The sequence below is a fragment of the Mesocryomonas lacus genome (assembly GCF_055730105.2).
In genome coordinates, this window is sequence record NZ_JBUZWF020000007.1 from 109,806 (window position 1) to 134,234 (window position 24,429).

The 24,429-nt window shown below is 68.6% G+C and carries 24 protein-coding genes; 12 read left to right on the forward strand and 12 right to left on the reverse strand.

The genetic code is table 11. From position 1 onward, the window contains the following. Positions 1-223: 223 nt before the first annotated feature. Positions 224-1,309, forward strand: coding sequence for an alpha/beta hydrolase (locus tag ACZLZQ_RS20810; protein WP_472951004.1), 1,086 nt, complete (start codon positions 224-226; stop codon positions 1,307-1,309). A 143-nt stretch (positions 1,310-1,452) separates the two neighbouring features. Here ACZLZQ_RS20810 and ACZLZQ_RS20815 read toward each other — a convergent pair whose 3' ends face one another. The 5 genes from ACZLZQ_RS20815 to ACZLZQ_RS20835 form a co-directional block, all read right to left on the reverse strand. Further along, positions 1,453-2,265 carry a formylmethanofuran dehydrogenase subunit C gene (locus ACZLZQ_RS20815; protein WP_472951005.1) on the reverse strand — a complete coding sequence of 271 codons (813 nt, stop codon included), beginning with the start codon at positions 2,263-2,265 and terminating at the stop codon, positions 1,453-1,455. Further along, positions 2,262-3,170 carry a formylmethanofuran--tetrahydromethanopterin N-formyltransferase gene (gene fhcD / locus ACZLZQ_RS20820; RefSeq protein WP_472951006.1) on the reverse strand — a complete coding sequence of 303 codons (909 nt, stop codon included), beginning with the start codon at positions 3,168-3,170 and terminating at the stop codon, positions 2,262-2,264. Before fhcD ends, ACZLZQ_RS20815 begins: the two co-directional genes overlap by 4 nt. Further along, positions 3,158-4,798, reverse strand: a complete 1,641-nt coding sequence (locus ACZLZQ_RS20825; protein ID WP_472951007.1) for a formylmethanofuran dehydrogenase subunit A — start codon at positions 4,796-4,798, stop codon at positions 3,158-3,160. The genes fhcD and ACZLZQ_RS20825 overlap by 13 nt, the downstream gene beginning before the upstream one ends. Before the next feature lie 2 nt (positions 4,799-4,800). After that, a complete protein-coding gene (locus ACZLZQ_RS20830) occupies positions 4,801-6,000 on the reverse strand; it encodes a hypothetical protein (RefSeq protein WP_472951008.1) in 1,200 nt (399 codons plus the stop codon). 118 nt (positions 6,001-6,118) lie between these two features. Further along, positions 6,119-6,490 carry a 4a-hydroxytetrahydrobiopterin dehydratase gene (locus ACZLZQ_RS20835; RefSeq protein WP_472951009.1) on the reverse strand — a complete coding sequence of 124 codons (372 nt, stop codon included), beginning with the start codon at positions 6,488-6,490 and terminating at the stop codon, positions 6,119-6,121. 77 nt (positions 6,491-6,567) lie between these two features. Between ACZLZQ_RS20835 and ACZLZQ_RS20840 the strand changes: the two genes are divergently transcribed. The 7 genes from ACZLZQ_RS20840 to fae all read left to right on the forward strand — a co-directional run bounded on the left by ACZLZQ_RS20840 (position 6,568) and on the right by fae (position 13,217). After that, positions 6,568-7,527 carry a beta-ribofuranosylaminobenzene 5'-phosphate synthase family protein gene (locus ACZLZQ_RS20840; RefSeq protein WP_472951010.1) on the forward strand — a complete coding sequence of 320 codons (960 nt, stop codon included), beginning with the start codon at positions 6,568-6,570 and terminating at the stop codon, positions 7,525-7,527. A gap of 58 nt (positions 7,528-7,585) precedes the next feature. Further along, complete coding sequence (locus ACZLZQ_RS20845; RefSeq protein WP_472951011.1) at positions 7,586-8,488, forward strand: NAD(P)-dependent methylenetetrahydromethanopterin dehydrogenase; 903 nt, start codon at positions 7,586-7,588, stop codon at positions 8,486-8,488. Then, complete coding sequence (locus tag ACZLZQ_RS20850; RefSeq protein WP_472951012.1) at positions 8,488-9,627, forward strand: ATP-grasp domain-containing protein; 1,140 nt, start codon at positions 8,488-8,490, stop codon at positions 9,625-9,627. The genes ACZLZQ_RS20845 and ACZLZQ_RS20850 overlap by 1 nt, the downstream gene beginning before the upstream one ends. Beyond that, the gene (mch, locus tag ACZLZQ_RS20855; RefSeq protein WP_472951013.1) at positions 9,624-10,610 is read left to right on the forward strand and encodes a methenyltetrahydromethanopterin cyclohydrolase; all 987 of its coding nucleotides are present in this window, start codon (positions 9,624-9,626) and stop codon (positions 10,608-10,610) included. Before ACZLZQ_RS20850 ends, mch begins: the two co-directional genes overlap by 4 nt. After that, complete coding sequence (locus ACZLZQ_RS20860; protein WP_472951014.1) at positions 10,607-11,575, forward strand: ATP-grasp domain-containing protein; 969 nt, start codon at positions 10,607-10,609, stop codon at positions 11,573-11,575. Before mch ends, ACZLZQ_RS20860 begins: the two co-directional genes overlap by 4 nt. Continuing rightward, positions 11,575-12,459, forward strand: a complete 885-nt coding sequence (locus ACZLZQ_RS20865) for a triphosphoribosyl-dephospho-CoA synthase (RefSeq protein ID WP_472951015.1) — start codon at positions 11,575-11,577, stop codon at positions 12,457-12,459. The genes ACZLZQ_RS20860 and ACZLZQ_RS20865 overlap by 1 nt, the downstream gene beginning before the upstream one ends. A 248-nt stretch (positions 12,460-12,707) precedes the next feature. Further along, positions 12,708-13,217 carry a formaldehyde-activating enzyme gene (gene fae / locus ACZLZQ_RS20870; protein ID WP_472935980.1) on the forward strand — a complete coding sequence of 170 codons (510 nt, stop codon included), beginning with the start codon at positions 12,708-12,710 and terminating at the stop codon, positions 13,215-13,217. A 116-nt stretch (positions 13,218-13,333) separates the two neighbouring features. Here the strand turns inward: fae and ACZLZQ_RS20875 are convergent, their stop codons facing one another. After that, positions 13,334-14,065: a HisA/HisF-related TIM barrel protein gene (locus tag ACZLZQ_RS20875; protein ID WP_472951016.1), complete on the reverse strand. Its 732-nt coding sequence runs from the start codon at positions 14,063-14,065 to the stop codon at positions 13,334-13,336. A gap of 130 nt (positions 14,066-14,195) precedes the next feature. Here ACZLZQ_RS20875 and ACZLZQ_RS20880 point away from each other — a divergent pair, with 130 nt between their 5' ends. After that, positions 14,196-15,221 (forward strand): hydantoinase/oxoprolinase family protein, encoded by a 1,026-nt coding sequence (locus ACZLZQ_RS20880; protein ID WP_472951017.1) that lies wholly within the window; start codon positions 14,196-14,198, stop codon positions 15,219-15,221. An 18-nt stretch (positions 15,222-15,239) separates the two neighbouring features. Here the strand turns inward: ACZLZQ_RS20880 and ACZLZQ_RS20885 are convergent, their stop codons facing one another. The 6 genes from ACZLZQ_RS20885 to ACZLZQ_RS20910 all read right to left on the reverse strand — a co-directional run bounded on the left by ACZLZQ_RS20885 (position 15,240) and on the right by ACZLZQ_RS20910 (position 20,755). Continuing rightward, complete coding sequence (locus ACZLZQ_RS20885; protein WP_472951018.1) at positions 15,240-15,998, reverse strand: GGDEF domain-containing protein; 759 nt, start codon at positions 15,996-15,998, stop codon at positions 15,240-15,242. A gap of 126 nt (positions 15,999-16,124) precedes the next feature. Further along, positions 16,125-16,697 carry a DUF447 domain-containing protein gene (locus ACZLZQ_RS20890; protein ID WP_472951019.1) on the reverse strand — a complete coding sequence of 191 codons (573 nt, stop codon included), beginning with the start codon at positions 16,695-16,697 and terminating at the stop codon, positions 16,125-16,127. 95 nt (positions 16,698-16,792) lie between these two features. Continuing rightward, positions 16,793-18,253: a DUF6513 domain-containing protein gene (locus tag ACZLZQ_RS20895; RefSeq protein WP_472951020.1), complete on the reverse strand. Its 1,461-nt coding sequence runs from the start codon at positions 18,251-18,253 to the stop codon at positions 16,793-16,795. Between the two features lie 24 nt (positions 18,254-18,277). After that, complete coding sequence (locus tag ACZLZQ_RS20900) at positions 18,278-18,916, reverse strand: amino acid kinase family protein (protein WP_472935974.1); 639 nt, start codon at positions 18,914-18,916, stop codon at positions 18,278-18,280. Positions 18,917-19,112: 196 nt separating this feature from the next. Beyond that, positions 19,113-20,216, reverse strand: a complete 1,104-nt coding sequence (locus ACZLZQ_RS20905; protein ID WP_472951021.1) for a (5-formylfuran-3-yl)methyl phosphate synthase — start codon at positions 20,214-20,216, stop codon at positions 19,113-19,115. Next, the gene (locus tag ACZLZQ_RS20910) at positions 20,213-20,755 is read right to left on the reverse strand and encodes a DUF3280 domain-containing protein (RefSeq protein WP_472951022.1); all 543 of its coding nucleotides are present in this window, start codon (positions 20,753-20,755) and stop codon (positions 20,213-20,215) included. The genes ACZLZQ_RS20905 and ACZLZQ_RS20910 overlap by 4 nt, the downstream gene beginning before the upstream one ends. A 136-nt stretch (positions 20,756-20,891) precedes the next feature. On the opposite strand from ACZLZQ_RS20910, the gene ACZLZQ_RS20915 reads away from it, so the two are divergent. The 3 genes from ACZLZQ_RS20915 (at position 20,892) to ACZLZQ_RS20925 (ending at position 24,326) form a co-directional block, all read left to right on the forward strand. Next, positions 20,892-22,145, forward strand: a complete 1,254-nt coding sequence (locus ACZLZQ_RS20915) for a lanthanide ABC transporter ABC transporter substrate-binding protein PedA1 (RefSeq protein WP_472951023.1) — start codon at positions 20,892-20,894, stop codon at positions 22,143-22,145. Between the two features lie 91 nt (positions 22,146-22,236). Further along, entirely contained in the window at positions 22,237-23,697 is a 1,461-nt protein-coding gene (locus tag ACZLZQ_RS20920) for a sensor histidine kinase (protein WP_472951024.1), read from the forward strand. After that, entirely contained in the window at positions 23,694-24,326 is a 633-nt protein-coding gene (locus ACZLZQ_RS20925) for a response regulator transcription factor (RefSeq protein ID WP_472951025.1), read from the forward strand. Before ACZLZQ_RS20920 ends, ACZLZQ_RS20925 begins: the two co-directional genes overlap by 4 nt. Positions 24,327-24,429: the final 103 nt, after the last annotated feature.

Here is a 24,429-nt window from a genome sequence, read left to right on the forward strand (position 1 = left end):
CAGGCGGAGCCCTCTTGGCGATCCGTCGTCACGCTTGAACTCGCTGGCCGTTTGTCCCAGGCTAAGACACGCCCGAGCCTTCTTGTGGTTCCCGCCACGGCAGACGGACACGCCGAAAAACCGTTCGGAATCAATCACGTTTCTGTTCGCTCACTGACGCGGAACGCATCGAGGGGATGTGCGGTTCTCCAGCCACATCCATCTGCATTCCAAAGGATACCTTATGAAAACCGCAACCCGTCTGGCTCTGGCGCTTGCTTCGGCAACGCTCCTCTCGACCGCCGCCCTCGCGCAGACCGCCACTCCGGCGACTGCCCCAATGAGCGACACGGCCAAACCTGCGATGGCGCAGCCGACGGCCGAGATGAAGTCGGTCCTCGAAAAGCTGAAGGAACTCGGCGCCAAGCCCATCGGCACGCAGTCCGTCGAAGAGACCCGCAAGGGCCCGACGCCGGCAGACGCGGCGATGGCCGTGATGAAGGAGAAGGGCATTGAGCCGGACGCTGCCTTCAAGGCGGTGAAGACCAAGGACATGATGATCCCCGGTGCAGCCGGCGAGAATCCGGTCCGCGTCTACACGCCGGAAGGCACCGGGCCTTTTCCGGTTGTCGTTTACTTCCACGGCGGCGGCTGGGTGATCGCTGACATCGATACCTATGACGCCTCGGCCCGCGGCATCGCCGCCAACGCCAAGGCGGTCGTGGTCTCCGCCGACTACCGTCATGCCCCGGAGAACAAGTTCCCGGCGGCACACGAGGACGCCATCGCGGCCTATAAGTGGGTGATCGAGAATTCCGGCAGCTTCAATGGCGATGCGAAGAAGGTCGCACTGGTCGGCGAGAGCGCCGGCGGCAACCTGGCAGCCAACGTCGCCATCGCGGCCCGCGACCAGAAGCTCACCATGCCGCTTGCGGAAGTGCTGGTCTACCCCGTCGCCGGCAAGGACATGATGACCCCGTCCTACATCGAGAATGCCAACGCAGCGCCGCTGTCGAAGCAGGCGATGGAGTGGTTCGTCTCCAACGTCTTCGAGAGCAAGGACCAGGCCGCCGATCCCCGGCTCGATCTCGTCAACCGCGCGGATCTCGCTGGCCTGCCGCCGACCACGATCATCAACGCTCAGATCGATCCGCTGCGCTCGGAAGGCGAGCTGCTCGCGGAGAAGCTGAAGGCGGCCGGCGTTGCCACCGAGCAGAAGACCTATGACGGCGTGACGCACGAGTTCTTTGGCATGGCGGCCGTGGTGCCGCAGGCGAAGGAAGCGACTGACATGGCCGTCAAGGCGCTGACCAAGGCCTTCGGCAACTAAGCTCGAAGCAGAGACTGCGGCGTCTCCCTGGGAGACGCCGGTCCATCGCAAAATCGCCGGCATCAAAAGGTGCCGGCGGTTTTTCTATGATCTGCGGTGACGTTTCCGCAGACCTTGCAACATGGCGGAAGGCCGGATCAGAATCAGTCCAGCGGCAGGAAGATCTCGCCCTGGCTCGAGACCGCGGTGTCTCCGGCGAGGCGCCGCATCGGGCTGCCGTCGAACAGAGGTCGGGCGAACGGTTCGGACGCATAAGTCCGTGCCATCAGGCGCAGGATCAGGAGGTCGGCGGGCCCGTTGTCGAGAAAGGTCGGCCCGGTCGCGTCCGTGCCGCCCGCGAGCACGATCGTGCCCCGCTTCATCAGCATGCCGGCGCCGCGCGCTGCCCGTCCGCCGATGACGATCGTGCCGGCGATCATCCGTGCGCCCGCATTCGGTCCGGCAGATCCCCCAATCCCGACGACGCCGCGGCGCATCCGGTGGCCGGCCCGCGCGCCAGCGCTCCCCAGAACATTCACCGTCCCGCCTCGCAGGCCAGCCATCTCGCCGGCCAGCGGACCGCCGAGATCGTCGCCGGCATCGCCCGTCACCGTCAGCGTACCGCCTGACATGCCGGAGCCCGCAAACGGGCCGGCCGAGCCGCGGATTTGCAGGGTGCCGGCCGTCATCGCCCGCCCGGCGCGCTGGCCGACATCGCCCTCGACGAGGATGGCACCGCCCGCCTGGCCCTCGCCGACCCGGTCGAACCTTTCGGAGCCGCCGACGATGCGGATGTCGGCGGGATCGTCGCCGGTAACGGCAAAAACGTCGCCGACGGCAAGACCGCTGCGGGTCGTGCCAATCGGCAAGGCGGAGATCGCCGCGGTGCCGAGCCCCGCGAGGCGGGCGGCGGTCAGGCCGGACAGGTCGAGCCGCTGGTCCGGTGCGTGCCGCAGCGTGAAGGTCAGGCCGCTCATGGTGCGAGATCCTTCAGATGATAGTGGTGCGGTCCGAGCTGGCCGCCGTAATTGCCGGCGCTGACGCGCAGCGCGCCCTTGTCGGGGCCGAGGTCGACCACCGCCTTCAGGCCGACGCGCATGGCCTCGGCCACCACCTCGGACGTCACGCCGTCGATGACGATCTCCAGCACCGAGCCGATCTCGGGGCCGAGCTCGGACTTCGTCACGCCCTTCAGCGTCGGGCAGAAGGCGTCGTTGGTGGAGGCCATCATGCCCTTGTACTTGCCGCCGATTTTCGAGCCCGAGCGCACCACGCCGCCAGGAAACGGCATGATCGCGCCGTCGACGGCGTGGATGGCGTCGACCGCGGCTTCCGCGGCGCTCAGGGCATGCGCAGCATCCTTGGCGAGGAACAACAAATTGCCGCCGCCGACCGCCTTGCCGGTCAACCCCGTCTGCGCTTCGCACAGGAACTCGCCCTCCATCACCGGCATGCGCCAGAAATGCTTGTCGCCGAACTTCTTCGAGACCTGCCAGCCGTCGGAGAAATAGCGGATGGCATTGCCGAGATCGATGCGCGTTTCGCCCTCCAACCCGGCATAGCAGGCCGAGGACGGGCTGGTCAGGATGCACTGGCCGAGCCGTGTCGCCAGCATCTTCGCCAGTCCCACCGGCTCCATCCCGAAGATCAACAGCCGCACGCCGGGCCGCCCGTCCGGCGTCTCGTCCGCCGACAGCATCCGGTCGATGCCAGCCTCGCAGCCGCAGGCGATGACGGAGGTGGCGAAGCCGGTCATCGACTGCGCCGCCGCCATGACCCAGCGCTCGTTGACGGCGGTGACGATGACCCCCGTGCCGCTCATCGGAAAGGCCTCGGCGAAGGTGTCGTCGATGGTGACGCCGTTGCGGATCAGCGCTGCCATGGGACCACCTTGAATGGATCGCCGAGCCCGAGGGCGTGTTGGGGCACCTCGAACCAGCGCATCGGGATGCCGTATGTCTCGTCGTAATAGGCCTCGAGCCGCCGCCGCATCGCGGGATCGGCCTTGGTGCCGAGCGACAGGGTCTTGCCCATCCGCCGCGCGACGATGTCGCCGTCCTTCACCACCAAGTCGCCGTCCTTGAAGAGATAGGCCGCCTTGCCGAACATTGCCGCCTTGTCCGGACTGGCGCGGTAGACCGCGACGTCGGCAATGCCGCCCGGCCCGAGATGGCCCCGGTCGGCAAGGCCGAGCAGCTTGGCTGGCGCGGCGCGGGTCATAATGGCGATCTCGTTCAGCGTATATTCGCGCGCGAGTTCCGGCAGCTTGGTCATCCGCATCGCCGCTTTCGGCATCGCCTCGATCCAGCGGGCGCGAACCTCCCGGTCCATCAGCAGCGCGAAGATCTCGGGATAGGCGGTGAAGGGCGCGCCGTTCGGATGGTCGGTGGTGAAGAAGACCCGCCAGGGATCCTCGATCAAGAGGAACAGCTCCAGCCCGATCGCCCATTGCAGCGCGTTGAAGTAGTTGGCTTGGCGATAGTCGATCGGCACGACGCCGCCGCCATTCGCCTCCGCGTCCTGGATCACGCTCTTCTTCGGGCTCGCCCCCGCCCGCCCGCCAAACTGGCGCATCGCGTCGGACGAGACGGTGACGGTTTGGCCGAACATCACCTGGCCGATGTCGACGGTCACCTCCGGCGTCGCGTTGACGACGGCGGCCAAGCGCTCGCTCTCCGACGAGAAGGCGCGCTTGCCGTCGGCGCCATAGCCGTAGAACTGGATGTGCGCGAGGTGCAGCGGCTGCCCTTCCGCGGCGTCCATCGTCATCGCGGCAGCATCGGCGCTGCTACCGGGAATGCCGAGATTGTTGCAGTGGACGTGCAGCGGGTGGGCGATGCCGAGCCGCGTCACCGCGCCTTGCAGCGTCTTGACGATCTGCCGCGAGGTGACGCCGTAGTCCGGCACGGTGTCGTCGAAGGAGAAGCCGCGGACATTGTCCTTGAACGCGGCGGATCCGCCGGCATTGATCGTCTTCACCCCGAGCGCTCGGGACGCCGAGACCGACCAGGCGACGTAGTCCTCGATCGCCGCCTCGCTCTCGCCGGCGCGCATCAGCGACAAGAGGAAGTCGTCATTGCCGAGGATGACCAGCGTCGCCTTGTCGATGATCGGGATGTCGGCAAGTTCCAGATGCGCGTGCAGCGCCGCGGACGGCGCCATCGCCGGCTCGACGACGGTGGTGAAGCCCATCCCGGCATAGAGAATTCCCGTCTCCTCGGTGGTCCAGCCGACCTTGGTCAGCGCCGTCGCATCGGGCCGCGCCTTGAACGCCTTGTGGAACTCCGGCAGCAGCAGCCGCGCGGTGTTCACATGGCCGCCGGCGATATGGGAGTGGATGTCGATGGCGCCCGCCATCACGACCATGCCGGTGCAGTCGATGGTCCTGTCGGGCGTCCGTCCCTCCCCGGGCGCGGCGACGATCAGGCCGTCATCGAAGAAGAGGTCGCCGATGCCGTCGCGGCCGTTGACGGGATCGACGACATGGCCGCCGGAAAGTTTCGTCAGCATCGTCAGGCCTTTCGCTCGGAACCGCCGAGGCCGGCTTCGAGGGCAGCGGCGAGCGCGTCGAGGATGGCGGCGGCCGTCGGCAGATCGCCGGGCGCGGCGGCCTCCTCATCGGACGCCTCCACCGGCACGAAGCTCGAAATCTCGTCGGCATAGACGAGGCTTCCCGCACCGATCTCGGCGACGGCAAAGCCGACCTCGGGCCGCAAGGCCGAGGCGGCCGATAGCGTCCCGAGCACGATCAGCGGCACGTCGCCTTTCGGCTCAGCGCCCGAGAAGGCGGCGAGCGAGGAGATGTCGACGACGAGATCGACCTCGCCCGCGGCGATCAGCCGGCCGGCGGCATAGGCGAAGGCGTCGTGCTCGGCGTCGCCACGGGCAAAGCTCACCCGCAGCGGATAGCCGGTGACGGCGGTGGCAATCTGCGCCGCCCCCCAGGCCTGTCCGGGGCCAGCGAGCGGGATCGAGGAGGCACGGGTGGTGAGGTTGAGGTCGGCGACGAGGCCGGCGAGCATCTCGACGCCGAGCGCGTCCAGGCTTTCAGCGGACCAGAGGACGCAGGCGAAGCCCGCGCCTTTCAGCCAGGCGGCGATCTCGGCGGCCTTGTCGCGATCGATCGGCCCCTCGCCGAAACGCCGTCCGCCAAGCGCGGCGCGGATCATCGCTGTGGCATCGGCGAGATCGATGATGTCGCAGGCGACAGCCTCGACCGGGATGCGGCCGGACCCGATCTGCGGATCGGCTGGCCCGCCGAGCCAGACGATGCGCCGCTCGCCGCCACCCTCGCCGTCTCGGCCGAGATCGCGGGTGCAACTGAAGAGAAAGGCGAGAAGGTCCGGCGAAAGGGTCGCGGCATCGCCGCCGACGAGGAGGAAACGATCGGCACGCCGGCGCATTTCGGCGGGCACGGCGAGGAACATGCCACTGCCGCGCAGCACCTCGATGTTGCGGTAGAGCGCCTCCGAAGCGCCGTGGTCGATCACGCCGCCCGCCAGCTTTGCCAGCCGCAACGCCGCCTTCACGCCGGCGACGTCCGTCGACAGCCCGGTGAACAGCGGCATGCGGCTGCGACCGATCAGCTGCGCTGCCGCCGCGATCGCTCCGTCCTGTGCGGCTCCGGCCCCGTCGATCCAGGCGACAGGCGCTGTTGCCCCGTCCAACCCGTCCCGCGGAGCCTTCGGCCCGTCAGTCCCTACATTGCCCAAAAGACATCGCTTCCTGGCGCCCGGGGCCAGTTAAAGCCAAGGACGCCCAAGCGCCAAGCCCCGGCGTGCAAAAATTGTAGCGGCAAGCCGCCGGCGCAGTTGCGGATCGCCCGCGATCTCAGTCGTCGTAGCGGATGTAGGCGAAGCGTGGATCGTCAGGCGGCCCAGTCAGTGCCCCGGCTTCCCGGCCAGGCTGCCAGCCGATCACAACCTCGATCTTGCGCGCCAGCTCGAAGTCGAGGTCGGTGATCCCCTTGGCGTCATGATGGGAAAGCCGCACCTCGACCGCACCGTAGGAGACAAGGAGGTCAGGATGATGGAACGCCGCCTCCGCCAGGTGGCCGATGGCATTGACCACCATCAGGCTGGCTTTCCAGCCATGGGTCTTGAAGGTCCGCCGGATCGAGCCGTCCTCCAGCCGCCAGCGCGGCAGGTCGCGCCGAAGGATTTCGTTGACCGCGTCATCGCAATAGGTGCCCTCGTTCGCCATCGCCTCGGTTTCTCCCCTTGCCGGCCTTCGCCAAAGAAGAATAATAGTTGAGCGGGCATCAGAAGACAGGACATATCGTGACAACGGACGTCGTCAGCGTCGCAGCGCCCGCGCGCCTGCATCTGGGGTTCCTGGACATGCAGGGTGGCCTCGGCCGCCGGTTCGGCGGCATCGGCATGGCTGTGTCGGAGCCATCGACTCGCATTACCCTCCGCCGCGCCGAGGCGACGGTGGTCGAGGGACCGGAGAAGTCGCGCGCCCGCTGGCACCTCGAGGCGATGCGCGCCCATCTCGGCATCAGCCACCACCACCACCACCTCGCGATTTCCGGCGTCATCCCCGCCCATGCGGGCCTTGGCTCGGGCACGCAGCTGGCGCTCGCCGTCGCCGGGGCGCTGCGCCGGCTGAACGGCATGCCGCTCGATCCGGAGGGCGATGCCGCCTTCCTCGGCCGCGGCAGCCGTTCGGGCGTCGGCGCGGGCTTCTTCAACGATGGCGGGTTCCTCGTCGATGGCGGCAAGGGCGCGCTGAACCTGCCCCCGCCGGTCATCGCCCGGCTGCGGTTTCCCGAAGCCTGGCGGGCGATCCTGGTGATCGATCCCGCCCGCAACGGCCTCGAAGGCAGCGAAGAGGTCGACGCCTTCGCCGCCCTTCCGGCATTCCCCGAAACCACCGCCGCGCAGATCTGCCGCCTCGTGCTGATGCAGTTGCTGCCGGCCCTCGTCGAAACCGACCTCGCCAATTTCGGCGCCGCGCTCGGCGAAATCCAGCGGCATGTCGGCGAGCATTTCGCGGCCGCGCAAGGCGGCCTCTTCAGCAGCCCGCGCGTCGCCAGCGCCATGGCGCAGCTGAAGGCGATGGGCGCGACCGGCATCGGCCAGAGCTCCTGGGGACCGACCGGCTTCGCCTTCGCCGCCAGCGTCGAGGAGGCCCGCGCCATGGTCGCAAGGCTGCGTGGGGCCGGCGAGAGCCTCGACATCCGCGTCGTCGAGGGGCGCAACAGCGGGGCTACCATCACGACGACCTCGGCCGCCTGAGCGCTGCCGCCCGAACAAGAATGCCGGGAAAACCGGCCGAAAACGTCCTGGAGGAAACATGGCCCAGAAAAACATCCTGCACATGCTGACGCCGCACAAGCATGTCAGCCCGTTCGACGTGAACATGGCGGCCGACGCCGGCTACGACGTCATCGTGCCCTATGAGAACGTCACGCTGGACGAGGTCGCCGACCTCGTCCAGGACGCGATCTTTTCCCGGCCGCCGCATTTCGGCGTCTCGACCGGCATCTTCTTCGGCGGCGACGACGCCGTGCTGGCGCTCGACATGATCGACGCGGCCAAGGCGGCGTTGGTGCCGCCCTTCGGCACCAACATCTTCGCCGATCCCGCCGGCTCCTTCACCACCGCCGCCGCCATGGTCGCCTGCACCGAGAAGGTCGTGCAGGCCAAGCACGGCCGCGGGCTGGCCGGCACCCGCATCGCCGTGTTCGGCGCCACCGGCGTCGTCGGCTACTGCTCGGCCGTTATCGCCGCGCTTGAGGGCGCCGAGGTGACGCTTGTCGGCCACAGCGGCGTCGCGCGCGTCCAGGCCCGGGCGGACGAGATGAAGGCGCGCTTCGGCGTCGACGTCGCCGCGGTCAACGGCGCGACAGACGCGGAGAAGGCCGCGGTGCTCGAGGGCACCGAGATCGTGCTCGCCGCCGCCAAGGCCGGCGTGCGCGTCCTCACCGCGGAGAACCTCAAGGCCGCCCCCAAGCTCCTGGCAGCCGCCGACGTCAACGCGGTGCCGCCGTCCGGCATCGAGGGCGTCGACGTCTTCGACATGGGCAAGCCGATCGCCGGATCCTCGATCCTCGGCGTCGGCGCGCTGGCCATCGGCAACGTCAAGTACCAGACCGAATCCGGTCTGTTCCGGCGGATGATCGAGGCGGACGAGGTGCTGGCGCTCGATTTCCGCGATGCCTTCATCCTCGCCCGCACGCTCGTCCCCGAGCTCTAATGGCGGCACCCTTTCTGCTCATCGCCACCTTCTCCGGCCGCTCGCTCGCCGCCAGCGCGCGCGCGGCCGGCTACACGCCGCTCGTTGCCGACCTCTTCGCCGATAACGACCTGCGCGATCTCGTCGCCGATTTCCGCACCGTCGAGGGGGACTTTGTCGATGGCTTTGACGGCGACGATCTGCTGGCAGCGCTGGGTGCGCTGGCGGCCGGGCACGAACCCGTCGGCGTCGTCTGCGGCCCGGGCTTCGAGGACCGCCCCGAACTGATCGACGCCATCGCCGCGCGCTGGCCCTTGCTCGGCAATAGCGGCGACACCGTCCGGACGCTAAAGGACCCGCTCGGCTTCGCCGCACTGTGCAGCCGCAACGGCATTCGCCATCCCCAGACCCAGCGCGAGCGTCCGGAAACCGAGGCGGACGACGGCACGCACTGGCTGAGCAAGCGCGCAGGCGCGGCCGGCGGATTGCACATCGGCACACTCGCGACCCGCGACCCGGCGCCCGACCGCTACTACCAGCGCTTCGTCGCCGGCGACCGGCGCTCGGCGCTCTTCGTCGCCGCCGGCGGACGGGCCGAAATCCTCGGGCTCTCCGAGCAATGGCCGAGCCCCAGCCCAACGGAGCCGTTCCGCTATGGCGGCGCCTGCGGCCCGGTTCGGCTGCGCGAGGGCCTGGAGGACGGCATCGGCCGTGCCATCGCGGCGATCGCCGCGGCCGTGCCGGCGCTGGCCGGCATCTGCAGCGCCGACTTCATCCTCGACGAGAGCGACGCGCCGATCCTCCTCGAGATCAACCCACGCCCCGGCGCCTCGATGGACGTGTTCGAACGGCCGGGCACGCCGCTGCTGACCATCCACCTCGACGCCTGCGTCGGCCGCCTCCCCGGTGGCCCGGGTGCGCTGCCGGCGACACCGATCCGCGCCGCGGGCTTTGCCTATAGCGAGGCCGAGATGCTGACGATCGGCAGCGTCACTTGGCCGGACTTCGTGTCGGACAGGCCCATGCCGGGCACCGTCATCCGCTACGGCGAGCCGATCTGCACGCTGAAGGCGGACGGCGAGACGCCTGATGCCGCCATGGCCCTTCTGGCCAGCCGGCTCGCCGCCATCAAGATTTCGATCGAGGGAATGCCGCAATGACCCATCCGCAGATGCCCGCGCGCGGCCCGCGCACCCCCTCGGTCAGCCGCGGCGCCGAGCGGATCGTCGCCGAGCTCATCGACCGCGCCGACGCGCTCGGCGTGGCGGTCTCTACCGGCAGTGCCGGCGAAACGCTGGTCGATGCCGGCGCCGCGGCGTTCGGCAGCCTGGAGGCCGGCCGGCTGCTCACCGAGATCTGTCTCGGCGGGCTCGGCCGCGCCAGCCTCGTCGCCGACGCCTCGCTGCCGCGCTATCCCTTCGCGCTGACCGTCGAGACCTCTGATCCCGTGCTCGCTTGCCTCGGCAGCCAGTATGCCGGCTGGCAGCTGACCTCGGAGGTAGGCAACTACTTCTCGATGGGCTCGGGCCCCGCCCGGGCGCTCGCCGGCAAGGAAACGCTGTTTGCCGACATCGCCTATGCCGATGCCAGCGAGCGGGCGATCCTGGTGCTGGAGACCGGCAGCCCGCCGCCGGAGGAGCTCGTCCGCCGCATCGCCGATGACTGCAAGGTCGCGCCGGACCGGCTGACCATCCTCTACGCGCCGACGCAGAGCCTTGCCGGCACCGTCCAGATCATCGGCCGCGTCGTCGAGGTCGCCCTGCACAAGGCGCACACGCTGGCCTTCGACCTCTCGCGCATCAAGTCGGGCCTCGGCACGGTCCCGCTGCCGCCGCCGCATCCCGACTTCATTACCGCCATGGGCCGCACCAACGACGCGGTGATCTATGGCGGCCGCGTGCTCCTCCACGTCACCGGCCCGGCGGCCGAGGCGAAGGCGCTGGCCGAAGCACTGCCGAGCCACAACTCCGCCGACCACGGCACACCCTTCGCCAAGATCTTCCAGCAATACGACGGCGACTTCTACAAGATCGATCCAAGCCTGTTCAGCCCGGCCGAGGTCGCCGTGGTCGCGCTCGAGACCGGCGAGACGTTCCGCGCCGGCGGGGTCCATCCGGCGCTGCTCGACGCCTCCTTCTCGTGAGCGCTGCCGAGGCAGTTCCGCCAGCGCCGAGCGCCACAAGACCCGCGCCCCGCATCGCCCTCGTCACCGCCGATCTCGACCGCCATGCCCGCGACATGCTGGCCGCCTTCACGGCGGCCGGCGCGGAGGTGGCGGCGATCGAGCTCGCCGACATCGCCTACGACACCGCGGCCCGGCATGGGCTGGTGATGCCGCACTTCGGCGAGGACCTGCCGAATGCGGTCTGCGTGCGCACGCTCGATGCAGGCAGCTTCGAGCAGGTGACACGCCGCCTCGGCGTCCTGCACGCACTCGGCCGGCTCGGCGTCCTCGTGTCGAACGATGCCGCCTCGATCGAGCGCTGCGTCGACAAGTCGATGACGAGCTTCCTCCTCGCCCGTGCCGGCCTGCCGAGCCCGCGCAGCTGGACCGTCGAAAGCCGGGCGGCGGCCGCGCGCATCTGTGACGGCGAGGACGGCGCGCTGGTGCTGAAGCCGCTGTTCGGCGCGCAAGGCAAGGGCTTGCGCCTCGTGCACGGAGCGGACGACCTGCCGTCCGAGGCGGAGATCGCCGGCGTCTACTATCTCCAGCGCTTCGCCGGGCACGGCGGCAACGGCCTCTTCACCGACTACCGCATCCTCGTCTCGAACGGCCGCGTCGCCGCCGGCATGATGCGCCAGGCCGGGCAGTGGATCACCAACATCAAGCAAGGCGCCGCGGCCTTGCCGATGCCGGCCGATCCGGAGCTGGAAGCGCTGGCGATCGCCGCGACCGAGGCGGTCGGCGGCGATTTCTGCGGCGTCGACCTCCTGCGCGACGCGGCGGGGGCAGCGCAGGTGATCGAGGTCAACTCGATGCCGGCCTGGACGGGCCTTGAGAAGGCGAGCGGCGTCGACATTCCCGCGCGGCGCGTCGCCGACCTCCTGGAACGGCTGGCAGGCCGGGCCGCCGGCCATCGCCCGGCGAGCCTTGCCCGGGCCTCCTGATGCTTTCGTCGCAGGCCATCGCCGACGCCTATCTCTTGGCCTGTCGGGCCGAACTCGACGCGCTGAAGCCCGGCAACGTCCACCGCTTCGCCAGCGGGCACGGCATGGATGTCGGCGTCTTCGAGCAGAGCGCCGTCGTCTCCGCCCCGGCGATCGCCGCGACCAGCGCGCCCGCCGGGGCGCGCGTTCTCGCCGCCGTCGAAGCGACTTGGGCCGCCGTCGGCATGAACACCAATCTCGGCATCCTGCTCCTCGTCGCCCCCCTCGCCGTCGCGGCCGAGCGGCTGGGCGGCGAACGTCGAGCGGGGCCCGCCCGCGGCAGCGGGGCCGAGCGGCTGCGCGCGGCGATTGGCGGCGTCCTGTCCGATCTCACCGCGGACGACGCCGCCAACACCTTTCGCGCCATCGCCCACGCCTCGCCGGGCGGGCTCGGCACGGAGGATGCACACGACGTCCGCGCGACGCCGAGCATAAGCCTCGTCGAGGCGATGCGCCTCGCCGCGCCGCGCGATCTCGTCGCCCGGCAGTATGCGGACGGATTTGCCGGGATCTTCGACGTCGGCTTGCCCGCCTTGGCGGCCGCTCGGCAAGCCGGCGAGACCGGAATGTGGCCGGCGATCGCCTGTTTCCTCGCCTTTGCCGAGGAATTTCCCGACAGCCATGTCGGCCGGAAGTTCGGCCCTCCGGCCGCCAAGGCGCTGCAGGCGGAGATGGGCGACCTCCGATGGAGCCTTGCCGCCTTGCCCGATCGCGCCGCCCGCGAGGCGGCGCTGCTCGGCGCCGATACCCGGCTGAAACAACGCGGCCTCAATCCCGGCACTTCCGCCGATCTGACCGTTGCCAGCCTTTTCACCGAAGAACTCGTCAGACGCCTTGAAGAATGACGCCCTGAATGATTGACTGTCGAATGCCGGGGGCCATGTCCCCCCGGCAGCTATCTGGCCAACCGGTCCCGCAGGGGACGCCGTGAACAAGGATAGCCGTGTGCCGGACTTTGAGGTCCGGCGTTCGGGAGGGAGCCAGAGATCCATGCCGCTCGATGCGGCGGCATAACTTTGTCCCGAAATACGGAACTTGTGACCCCGGCCCAGCAGGGCGCCGGAGGCTTTTTGTCAATTTTGGAGGAAACACCATGGCAGTCATCAACAAGGTAATGGTCGGCGAATCGCTGGTCGGCGAGGGCAACGAGGTTGCGCACATCGACCTGATCATCGGCCCCCGGGGCAGCGCCGCGGAAACCGCGTTCTGCAACTCGCTGACCAACAACAAGGACGGCTTCACCTCGCTCCTCGCAGTGGTCGCCCCCAACCTGCCGTGCAAGCCGAACACCCTGATGTTCAACAAGGTCACGATCAAGGATGCCCGCCAGGCGGTGCAGATGTTCGGACCGGCCCAGACCGCGGTCGCCCGCGCCGTCGCCGACAGCGTCGAGGACGGCACCATCCCGGCCGACGAAGCCGATGACCTGTTCATCTGCGTCGGCGTGTTCATCCACTGGGAAGCCGCGGACGACGCCAAGATCCGCGAATACAACTACCAGGCCACCAAGGAGTCGATCGAGCGCGCCATCAAGGGCACGCCGACCGCCAAGGAAGTCGTCGCCAAGAAGGGCTCGGCGGCACATCCGTTCGCCGGCGCCTAGACAAGAGACCATCCCGGAGAAGATCAACAGCCTGCAATGAAAGCCGGCCTTCTCCGGCGATTGGCCGCCATCTTCGGTTTCCAGTGATTCGAGAAAAGGGGCTTCGGCCCCTTTTTTCATTTGCCTGAAGTCGCAAGCCCGGCGCGGGGCGCAGCGCCAAGCGCCGCCAGCGTCGCTTGATCGAGACGGCCATCGTGCAGCGCCGAGGCAACAAGCGCGCCGTCGATCCCGGCGGCCGCCAGCAGCGCCAGATCCGCCGCGCCGCGCACGCCGCCTGCGGCAAAGACCGCCCGCCCTCCGGCCCGCGCCCGGATGTCCCGCAGACGGTTGAGATCCGGCCCCGTGCCGCTGCCCACCTTGGCGAGCGTCATCGCGATCACTTGGCCCGGCCAGAGAGCGGCATCCGTCTCCAGCGCCGCTGGCCCGAGGAAATCGTCGCCGCGATAGTCGAGCGACAGCACCACGCGCGGCTCCCCCGCGAACCCAGTGACCACGCCGGCACTCTCGACGCTCTCGCTGCCGAGCACCACCGTCACCTGCGGATTCTCCAGGAGGAGACGCGCTGCCGCGGCATCCCGCACGCCGGCATCGAGCCAGAAGGCGGCCTGCGGAAACGCCGCGCAAAGGGCCGCAACCGTCTGATGGTTTGGGGACCGCCCCTCGATAGCGTCGAGATCGGCGAGATAGAACGAATTGAACCTGCCGAGGCTGGAGAGCCCGCGTGCCACGGCCAGCGGGTCGGCCGAGGTGGCAAGCGGCGTGATGATCGGGCGGTAGGCGGCGCGATCGCCCATCACCCCGCGCACGACAAGCCTGCCCATCAGGTCGAGCACCGGAATGATCTGCATCACGTCGTCCCTGAATCCATTCTCGCCGACCTCAGGCAACCTGTTGGTTTCCGTCGTCGACGCCTTTATAAAGCTAGGACACTTCCGGCATCGCAGCGAGCGCTTTGGAAGCGCGCGACGAAAGGCAGACATGAGAACGCTCGGTTGGGATGTCGGTGGCGCGCATCTGAAAGCGGCCCTGGCCGAGAACGGCGAGATCCTGAAGGTCTGGCAGGAGCCGACGCCCATCTGGAAGGGCCTCCACCATCTCGGCGACGCGCTGACTTCAATTCTCGCCAAGGTCGGCCCCGTCGACCGGCACGCCGTCACCATGACCGGCGAGCTGTCAGATATTTTCGCCGACCGCGACGAAGGCGTGTACGAACTGACGCGCATCCTGACGGTACATCTGGGCGACGACCTCAGGCTCTATGCCGGAAGCGCCGGCTTCTTGGCGGCCAGGCCGTCCGGCGAGCAGATGATGAAGATCGCCTCGGCCAATTGGCACGCCACTGCCGCGTTGACCGCCGCGCGCATCGAGGAGGCATTGTTCCTCGACATGGGCTCTACCACCACCGACCTCGTGCCGGTCAAGAATGGTGTCGTGCTGGCCGTGGGCCATACCGACGCCGAGCGCCTGCTCGCAGGCGAACTCGTCTATCAGGGCTACACCCGCACGGCGCTGATGGCGGTGGCGACCGAGGTGCCGTTCCTCGGCCGCAAGACGCCGATCATGGCGGAATTTTTCGCGACCATGGCCGATGCTCAACGGCTCCTCGGCACGCTCGACGAGGAAGACGACCAGCACCCGGCCGCGGACGGCAAGGAAAAGACGCTCGACGCTTCCCGCGCCCGGCTTGCCCGGATGATCGGCCGCGATGCCGCCGAGGCGTCGCCGCAAGCGTTCGAGCAGCTGGCGCGGGCCTTTGCCGAAGCGCAGATCCGCCGCCTGCACGATGCTGCGCTGATCGTCTTGTCGCGCGGCGACGTCTCCGACGATGCGCCGGTAGTGGTGGCGGGAGCCGGACGCTCGGTGCTGAAGCGCCTCGCCGCCCGGCTCGATCGCGGCGTGGTCGACTTCGCCGACCTGCTGGACTGCCGGTCGGACATCCGTGATGCCACCTGCCGGGCCGCACCGGCTGCGGCACTGGCCCTTCTGGCTGAAGCTTCGGCCTGAGCATCGATTTCCTGTCCGCTAAGCAAGGGCGGAGGCGCTGGCGGGCTGCGCCCCGGTGCAGGACCGGCCGAGGAGGTAGCGGTCACGACCGTTGTGCTTGGCCGAGTACAACGTCTCGTCCGCTTCCTTGAACAGAAGGGTGAGGGAGGAACCGGGCGTCACCATCGCCACGCCGATGCTGACGGTCATGCCGAGCGGCTTGCCTGCAATCACACGGCCATTCTCGCGCATGACCGCATTGATCGCCGCCGCCGTCCTTTCGGCCGCGGACCTGTCGGCCCCGGGCAGGAAGATTGCGAATTCCTCGCCGCCGATACGACCCACGGCGGCCGTGTCCGGGACCGCGAAGTTGAGCGTTGCCCCGAGAACCCGCAGCGCCTCGTCACCCACATCATGCCCGTGGCTGTCGTTAATGCGCTTGAAATGATCGGCGTCGACCAGCAGCAAGGCGCCCCCGCCTGAAAAGGCCCTTCGTGCCACTTCCATGAAATAGCTGCGCGCCAGCGTCCCGGTGAGGGGATCGAATTTTACGAAGGCCTCGATCTTGTCGAGCCCCGCGGTGATCATCCGGACAAGGAACAGGGCAATCGTCGCGATCGGCAGGGCGATCACCAGCGGCAACCCGATCGCTAGCACCATCGCGAAGGAATATCCCTGCTGGTTCAGCAAACGGAAGGTGGCGAAATGAACAAAGCTTGCTGTAGAGATGACCGCAACGGCGGTGATGATCGCGGCGTATTTCGCGATGTCGCGTTTCGTTCGTATGCTGAGGGACATGGCGATCCCCGGAACAAGAGTTGCCACCACCCTACAGAACATCGATTTCCGGACAATTAATCAGCTACAGAAGATTGTCCAACGATCCCCTACAATACTGCCAGGCACCGCACCTCGTTGCCCCGCCTAACCCGCGTCGACGGCCGCGAGATGCGCGATGATCTTCTCCATCAGCCAGTACCAGGCCTGGCGCTCGCGATCGCCGGCGGTCTTTTCGATGGCGATGTTGAGATAGGCCATCTCGGCTTCGATCTTCTCGCTCGGCAGCATGGTGAGGCGGCTGACGAGGATGGCGGCTTCGAGGACCGCCGCCTTGGCACGGTTCATGCCCTGGAACGGCGCATGCTGCCCGGCGGCGGTCACCGCGCAGTGGAAGCGAGGACGCTCGTCGCTGCCGTCGACCCGCTGTACCGTCAGAACGTCGTGCGCCAAGGCGGCCGTCAGCCGCGGCACTGCGGTGCCGTCGACCGGGACCAGCGGCCAGTCCTTGCGGCCGGTCAGGCAGCCGGCGAAGATCAGGGCGTCGTCGGTGTAGTTCGCCACCGCCACGCCGTTGGCCTCGAGATTGGCAAGGGTCTGCGACGGCCGGAACGGCGCGATGATCCAGCCGGCGCCGTCCTCGATGATGCCGAGGGGCGCGATGTGGACCGTGCCGTCGGCACTGACGGTGGTGATGATGGTCTCGCGGATGTAGGGCATCGGTCCTCCCGAAATCTTTTACTGCTGGCATTTTCGGCGGCTCTGGCATCGGGAGCAGCTAACCCTCGAACGGGCACGCCCGACCGCAGCCTGCGCTAGTCGGCCTCGCGGGTATTGGGCGAAACCTCCGGCACCGGCTCCTCCGCCGGCCCTTCCGCGGCCGCGCCGGTTTTGGGCTTCAGCGTATGGCCGGCGACCTCAAGCCGGGTACGGTCGCCGTCCGGTCTCGGCGCGGCGACACCGAAGTCGAGCGCTACGTCCTGGGCGTAGCGCTTGCCGATCCGCCAGGCGATCTCCGCCTTCTGCAGCTCCGCGCCGAGGTAAAAGGCATGCGCCGCATCGTCCTCGACGCCGAGTTTCGGGTAGAGCTCGAAGGCGTCGGTTTCGACGTGGTGGACATCACGGTTGTAGACGTGGATGCCGTCCACCGCCGTCTCGATCCGGAAATTGCGGTCGCGCACCTCGGCACCTTGCGCGAACAGCTCGTCCGGCGTCGAGGCGAAGGGCTTGGTGTCGTGCACCTGCAACAGGCGGTTGGAATAGCCGCGCGGCAAGGCGCTGTCGGCGCGGGCGGCGTACATCATGCGCCTCGCCGCGTCGTGCTCCTCGATCGTGCGCCGCGTGTGCGGGCTGACATGCACGACGAGGAGGTTGCGGATGAAAAGCTCGGAGGCGACGCCGAGCAGCATGGCCGTCACGCCCGAGGTATCGGCGTCGGTCAGCTCGGTAAGGTTGCCGGTCCCCATCAGCATCTCGATCTCGGGATGGCGCTCACGCAGCTGGTGGTAGCGCACCAGCGAGGCCGAGAAGCCGTAGTGAATGGGATCGAGGATAGGGTCGGCGATGAAGCCGATGCCCATTTCCCGCGCGCGCGCGATCGCACGGTCGAGCGAGGCCATGTCGTGCGGCACGGCGGGTACCAGGATCGGCACAGCGTCGCCGAGCAACGCGATGTCGAGCGTCTCCTCGTTGAGGCTGAGCAGATAGTCGGCACCTGCCTTGGTCGCCCGCGTCAGCTCCTCGCGGCTGGCGGAATCGACGCTGACGCGCAGGCCGTGCCGCTTCAGCTCGGCGATGGTCTCTTCCAAGTGCGGAAACGGCGTGTCCGGCAAGCAGCCGAGGTCGATGACGTCGGCGCCCGCCGCCTGCATCCCCACCGCCCGCGCCGCGATCTCGCCCGCGGTCAGCGCGGAGGCGTCGACGATCTCGGCAAAGATCCGCATGTCCTGACGCGACAGGTCCGCCGGCGCGCCCTTGCGTCCGAGGAAGGCCGGGAGGTCGACGAGTTCGTCCGGGCCACGGTCGAAGCGCACTTCGAAATGCCGCGACAGCGCATCGAGATCGGCGCGGCAGCGCCCGGGCACGATGACGCGGTCGGCGATGACGGGCTTCTTCAGCCGGCGCAAAATGATCTCGCCGGTCATCAGCGCCGCCACCTTGACGCCGATGTCGTGGATCGCCCAGTCGAAGGCCGTCGTGCCGAGGTCGCCCAGCAGCTTTTCCAGCCGCGGCAAGGCCAGATGGCCGGTCAGAAACAGAAGCTTTTCGGCCGGCATGATCTCGCTGTCGCTTCCTGACGTCTACTGCGCGGCATCCAGGAGATGCGGCCGCCCCGGCACTTCATGGCCGGGAACGAGGCCTTCGGCAAGCCGAATGCCGGCAAGCGGCAGATCTTCGGGCCCGGCGACATAGACGACGGTGCCCGGCTGCAGCATGGACATGAAGCTGTCGTCGACGATCTGAGCGCCTTGCATCGCCTCGAGCGAAGAGTGCTGCGGCACGTCGATCTGCTTGACCAAGAGAAGTTTCGACTGCGGCAGCCGCCCGGCGAGCCAAGCCGACAGGCTGTCGGAGGTCACCGACCAGTCGCGGATGATCTCGGGCACGCCGAGCACGGTGCGCGCCGGCATCCAGACCGGGATGCGCCCGTCGGCCAAAAGCTGGTCGATCTCCTCGCGCGAATAGGCCGGCACCATGCGTGTGCCGAGGCTGACGAGGGCGAGGCCGAATTGCTCCATCGCGAGGATCGCCATGTGGTGGGCGGCATCGTCGTCATAGCCCATCTTCGGCTGGTAGCGGCGGATGGTGTTGGCGAAGGGCCCGCCGCCAGGCACGATGATGACCGGCCCGGTGGCCTTCTCGATCGCCTCGATCCAGCGCAGGAAATCCGGGGATGCGGCGGAACTGCCGCCGAGCTTGACGACAAGAATGCTGTCCATGTCGGCTTCGCCGCGGCTGCGGCGCCCTGTTCACCGGCCGTGGAAGAGAACGCGCACGGCGGGATGATGTACTGCGGCCGCGTTCGGATCGTGGCCGCTCTCCGGCGATCATAGGGCGGGATCAGGGCGCGTTGCAAAGTCTCATTCGGCAAGGCTCCCCTGTCAGCCATGCAAGTTTGCACGGCCGGCGCGGCGTTTAGTGGGGTCGCCGTCGCCGGATTTCGATGCCGACGGCGCCGGGGCCGAGCTGCAGCTTCTCCACCCTCACCATGACCGCCCGCACCCGCCGATCACCGAGAAGCGTCGCCGAAAGCTCCTCCGCCAGGGTCTCGACGAAGTCGGTATGGCCGGAGGCGACGAGGCTGCGGATGGCGTCCATGATGAGGTCGTAGGAGTAGATGTCGGCCATCTCGCCCGGCCGGACGGGCGCGCGGACGACGTCGGCCTCGACCGAGAAGCGCACCGTCTGCCGGCGGCCGCGCTCGAAGCCGTAGGCGCCGATTTCCATCTCCTGCACGAAATCGCGCACGAAGATCAGGTCGGTCTCGGCGCTCTCCGGCGCGTTGGCGGCGTCTTCGGGATCGCCGACGCCTTGCCCGGCCTGCCAGCTTTCGGCGCTGATGAGGCTGCGCAGGGCCTCGATGCGGCCGAGATCGACCGCAGCCTCCCGCGCCCCGCCGGTCAGCGCCCGGCGAAAGCCGAGATAGTCGGGCTGGAGCACCGCCAGCCGCGGCACGTCGGGGGCCTCGAGCGAACCCGCGAGCCCGCTGACGAGGCCGAGCGCCCGGCACCGGGCGGTAAAACTTGCCAGCGCCCCGGTCGCGATATGCTTCAGCAGGCCACCGCCGTCCTTGCCGAGCGTGTCGATCATGGCGCCGTGGAAACCGGCGGCCTTCAGATCGTCGAGCAAGGCGAAATCCGGATCGCCGTCGGCGAAGAACACCGCGATCAGCCGGGTCTCCTCGGCCAGATCGGCAAGCCCCGCGATCACCGCCCGCCGTGCGGTTCGGTCGGCCGGGAACAGCCCGACCTTGACGAAATCGGCCGCGCGGCGCGCGAGGACCGCGGCCCGCACGGCCTCCGGCTCCATCGGCAAATCGCCGGCGACCGCCGAGACCGGCCGACGGCCGGCGATCTCGGCGATGGTTGCGGCGAGCACTTCGGGCGACACCGCGCCGAGCGCGCCTTTCGACGGGTCCTTCAGGTCGATGAAGTCGGCCCCCCCCGCCAGCGCGACGGTGGCCTCCTCCGGCCCCGTCACGCTCGCCAGCATCTTGATCTCGGCCGGCATCCGGCTCATGGATTGCTCTCGATCGCCTTGAACTGCTTCTTCAGCGTGTTCTTCCAGAGCGCCTCGAGGCCCCTGCCCCACATCTCGTCGGTATTGCCGCGGATGTCGGCGCTGCCTTGCGCGACCAGCTTGCCGGTCGCGACCTCGTGGCCGTAGGCGTTGATGTTGAGGATGAGGTTCGAGACCTTCTGCACGGTGCCGGTGATGACGATGTCGGCGCCAAGCTCCTTGCCGAGCTCGAGGGCGCATTTCTCGCACTTCGAGAACGGCCGGTCCTTGGGCTGCGCGGCCTTCTCGCCGATGTCGAGCACGCTCATCTCCGGCTCAGCCGCTATGTCGGCGCGCAGCCGCGGCGCCATGGTCACGAGGCGGGCCGTCTGGGCCGGATTGACGCCGTTGATCTCGCCCTCGAGGCTGGTGTCGATCAGCTCGAAATCGAACACCGCCACCTTCTTCTCGGCAGCATCGGCCGGCCGGGACATCGCGAGAGCCGGCAGCGCGGCGAGGCCGATCAACAGAACGGGAAAAAGTCCGACTTGTCTTCGCATGGCGTTTTTGCTCCTCATGCACGTCAATCGGCGCCCGCCGACCCATGACTTAGCGCCGTCAGGTCATGAGACAAAGATAAATCCTCCGCCGTCTCCGGCGAGAGGAAGGCCGGGCGCACACAGGGAGGAAGGCGCCATGCGCTGCCAGCCGAACCATATCCTCGCGCCCGTGCTGGGGGCCGTCGTCGGCCTCGGCCTTCTCGTCACCGGCGCCGCAGCGCAGCAAGCCGCGCCGCCCAAACCCGCCGCGTCCTTCGCGCCGAAGGGCGTCGCGATGAAGACCCTGAAGATCGGCTTCCTCAGAACCTATGAGCGCGTGCTCGCGCTGTCGGTGCTCGACATCCCGCCGGCCGACGACGGCCTCGCCGGCGGCACGGTCGGCATTGCCGACAACAACACCACCGGCAGCTTCATGGGCCAGCATTTCGAGCTGGAGACCGTGACCTCCAAGCCCGGCGAGGACATCTCGCCCGCCGTGGACAAGATGCTCGCCGAAGGCGTCCACTACATCGTCACCGATCTTGGGCCCGGGGACACGCTGAAGGTCGCCGACAAGGCCGCGGCCAAGGGCGCGATGGTGATCAATGCCGGCGCGGTCGACGATTCCCTGCGCGAAGAGGACTGCCGGCCCAACATGCTGCACACCGCGCCGACCCGCTCGATGCTGACCGATGGCCTCGCGCAGTACCTGATGTGGAAGCAGTGGCGGAACTGGGTTCTGATCTCCGGTAGCCACGAGGCGGACAAGCGTTTTGCCGAGGCGATGAAGACCTCCGCCCGCAAGTTCGGCGGGACCATTCTCGAGGAACGCGTCTTTGAGGACAAGGGCGGCGCCCGCTCCACCGATTCCGGCCAGGCGCTGGTGCAGCGGCAGATCCCGGTCTTTATGCAGGGCCTGCCGGACCACGACGTCGTCCTCGTCGCCGACGAGAGCCAGGTGTTCGGCAGCTACATCCCCTGGCACACCTGGGTGCCGCGCCCGGTCGCGGGCACCGCCGGCCTCGTCCCCGGCTCCTGGCATCCCGCCTCCGAGCAATGGGGCGGGGCGCAGATCCAGAACCGCTTCGAGAAGGCGATCGGCCGGCGCATGCTGCCGAAGGACATGCAGGTCTGGACCGCCGTGCGCGTCGTCGGCGAGGCGGCGTCCCGCACGCAGTCGCTCGAGCCGGAGAAGCTCGATGCCTTCATCAAGGGCCCCGACTTCACCGTCGCCGCCTTCAAGGGCCAGCGGCTGACCTTCCGCGACTGGAACTGGCAGCTGCGCCAGCCGATCCTCCTCGGCGACGAAACCTCGGTCGTCTCCAGCTCGCCGCAGGAAGGGTTCCTGCACCAGGGCTCGGAGCTCGATACGCTGGGCGTCGACAAGCCGGAGACGAAGTGCCGGTTCTGATCGTTTCGGCGCTCGCCCGGCGGCATTTGCCGGGCCTCGGCTGGCCGGCGTATAAGATTCCGACCACGGGGCATCGGAAGGACAAGCGACGATGTCGCTGAGAGGACGGCTGGCGGCCACCATCGCGCTCCTGACGGTCGTCATCCTGATCGTCGGCGGGGTGATGAGCTACATCCGGGCGCAGCACCGGATCGCTGCCGAGATGTCGGCGGCACGCAGCGTCGCGGCGAACGGCATCACCCGCCTGATCGCCGCGCTCCCCGGCTCCGCCGCGCCCCAGCGCGACCTCGAAAGCCTCATCCGCACCTTCGACGGCGACCGCCACGTCCGCTTGCTGCTGATCGACGCCTTCGGCGGCGTCCGCCTGCAATCGCATCTGTCGCCGCCGGAGATATCGGTGCCCGCCGCCTTCGAGCGCGTGCTCGCGCCGCAGCGGATGAGCGACATGATCCCGCTGCCGCCGAACGCCGCGCCGGTGGTGGCGGCCATGCTGGTGGTGGTGCCGATCAACGAGATCGCCGAGGTCTGGACCGATCTCGTCCTCAATCTCGGCATGCTCACGCTGTTCCTAGCGCTCGCTTTCGGCCTCGTCTTCCTCGTCGTCGGTCGCGCGCTGGCGCCGCTCGGCGACCTGACGCAGGCCTTCCGCCGCATCGGCCGCGGCGACTATGCCGCCCCGCTGCCACTGCGCGGTCCGCCGGAACTCGCCGCGCTCGCGGCCGGCTGCAACGACATGGCCGCCCGGCTCGCCGCCATGGCCCGGCAGAACGGCCGTCTGTCGGAACAGCTGCTGCGGCTGCAGGACGAGGAGCGCGCCGAGCTCGCCCGCAACCTCCACGACGACATCGGACCGCTGCTCTTTGCCATCGACGTCGACGCCGCCCACATCGCCGACACCGCGGGGAGCAGCGACGGCAACGCTTCCCGGCGCGAGCGGGCAACGGCGATCCGGCAGGCGGCCCGACAGGCCAGGCTGGAGGTACGGCGCATCCTCGGCACCTTGCGCCCCGGGCTGATGCCCGGCATCGGCCTTGCCGGAACCCTCGGCCACCTCGTCGCCGCAGCGCGCCTCCGCCATCCCGACATCCTGTTCCGGCTCGAGGTCTGCGAGGAAGAGCTCGGCGCCGAGCTCGACGCCGTGCTTCACCGCGTCGCCGGCGAGGCACTGGCCAACGCGCTGCGCCATGGCCGGCCGAGCACCATCAGCATCGCCTTGCGCACGGCCGCAGACCGGGTGTCATTCCGCATCGCCGACGATGGCGGCGGTTTTGGCGCGAAGGGCCCGGCCGGGGGCTACGGGCTGATCGGCATGCGCGAGCGGGTCGAGGCGATCGGCGGAACGCTCGACCTCGTCGAGATCGGCCTGCCCGCCGGCGTCGCCGTCACCGGCTTCCTGCCCCGCCCCGCCCGCCGCGAAATGCCATCTCCCGGCGCGCTCGCCGCCGGGGCTGCCGACCCCATCAGCGCGAACGCGTCCGCCACCGCGAACGGGCCCGCCGGCGCGGTCGATCCCCACCCGGCGCCAACCCCCGGCGCGAGGCAAGCCGCTTGAAAATCCTCATCGTCGACGACCATGTCATCGTGCGCGAGGGGGTGCGCCGGCTCGTTGCCGCCATTCCCGCCACCGAGATCGCCGAGGCCGAGACGCCTTCCGAGGCGCTCGCCGCCTTCCGCAAGACGCGGCCGGACGTCGTCGTCCTCGACATCAACCTGAAAGGCGGCAGCGGCCTCGACGTGCTCCGGCGCTTGCGGGCGGACGATCCGAACGCCCGCATCGTGGTGTTCTCGATGTATTCCGACCTTGTCTACGCCACTTCGGCGCAGCGCGAGGGCGCGCTCGGCTACGTCTCGAAAAGCGCCCCCTCGGACGAGCTCCTCGCCGCCATCCGCAAGGCAGCGCGCGGCGAGCCTTATGTCGACACCGAAACCCTCGGCGACCTCGGCGCCGCCGCCACCCCGGCCACGCGCAAACTATCGACGCGCGAACTGGAGATCCTGCACATGCTCGGCGACGGCAAGAGCCTCTCCGACATCGCCGACGGCCTCGGCGTCGCCTACAAGACCATCGCCAACACCTCCACCCGCATCAAGGAAAAGCTCGGGGTGGAAAGGACGTCAGATCTGATCCGGCTGGCGATTGAGACGCGGGGCGGGCGGATGTTCGAGCCGGGGGACATTTGAGGGGCGGCAGGAGGTTGAGCTTTCTAGACAGCGGGCGGATGGCAAGTGCCGACCCAATCTAGCCGTAGGAGGCGCCTCATGCGGCAACCCGAAGCAGCCATTC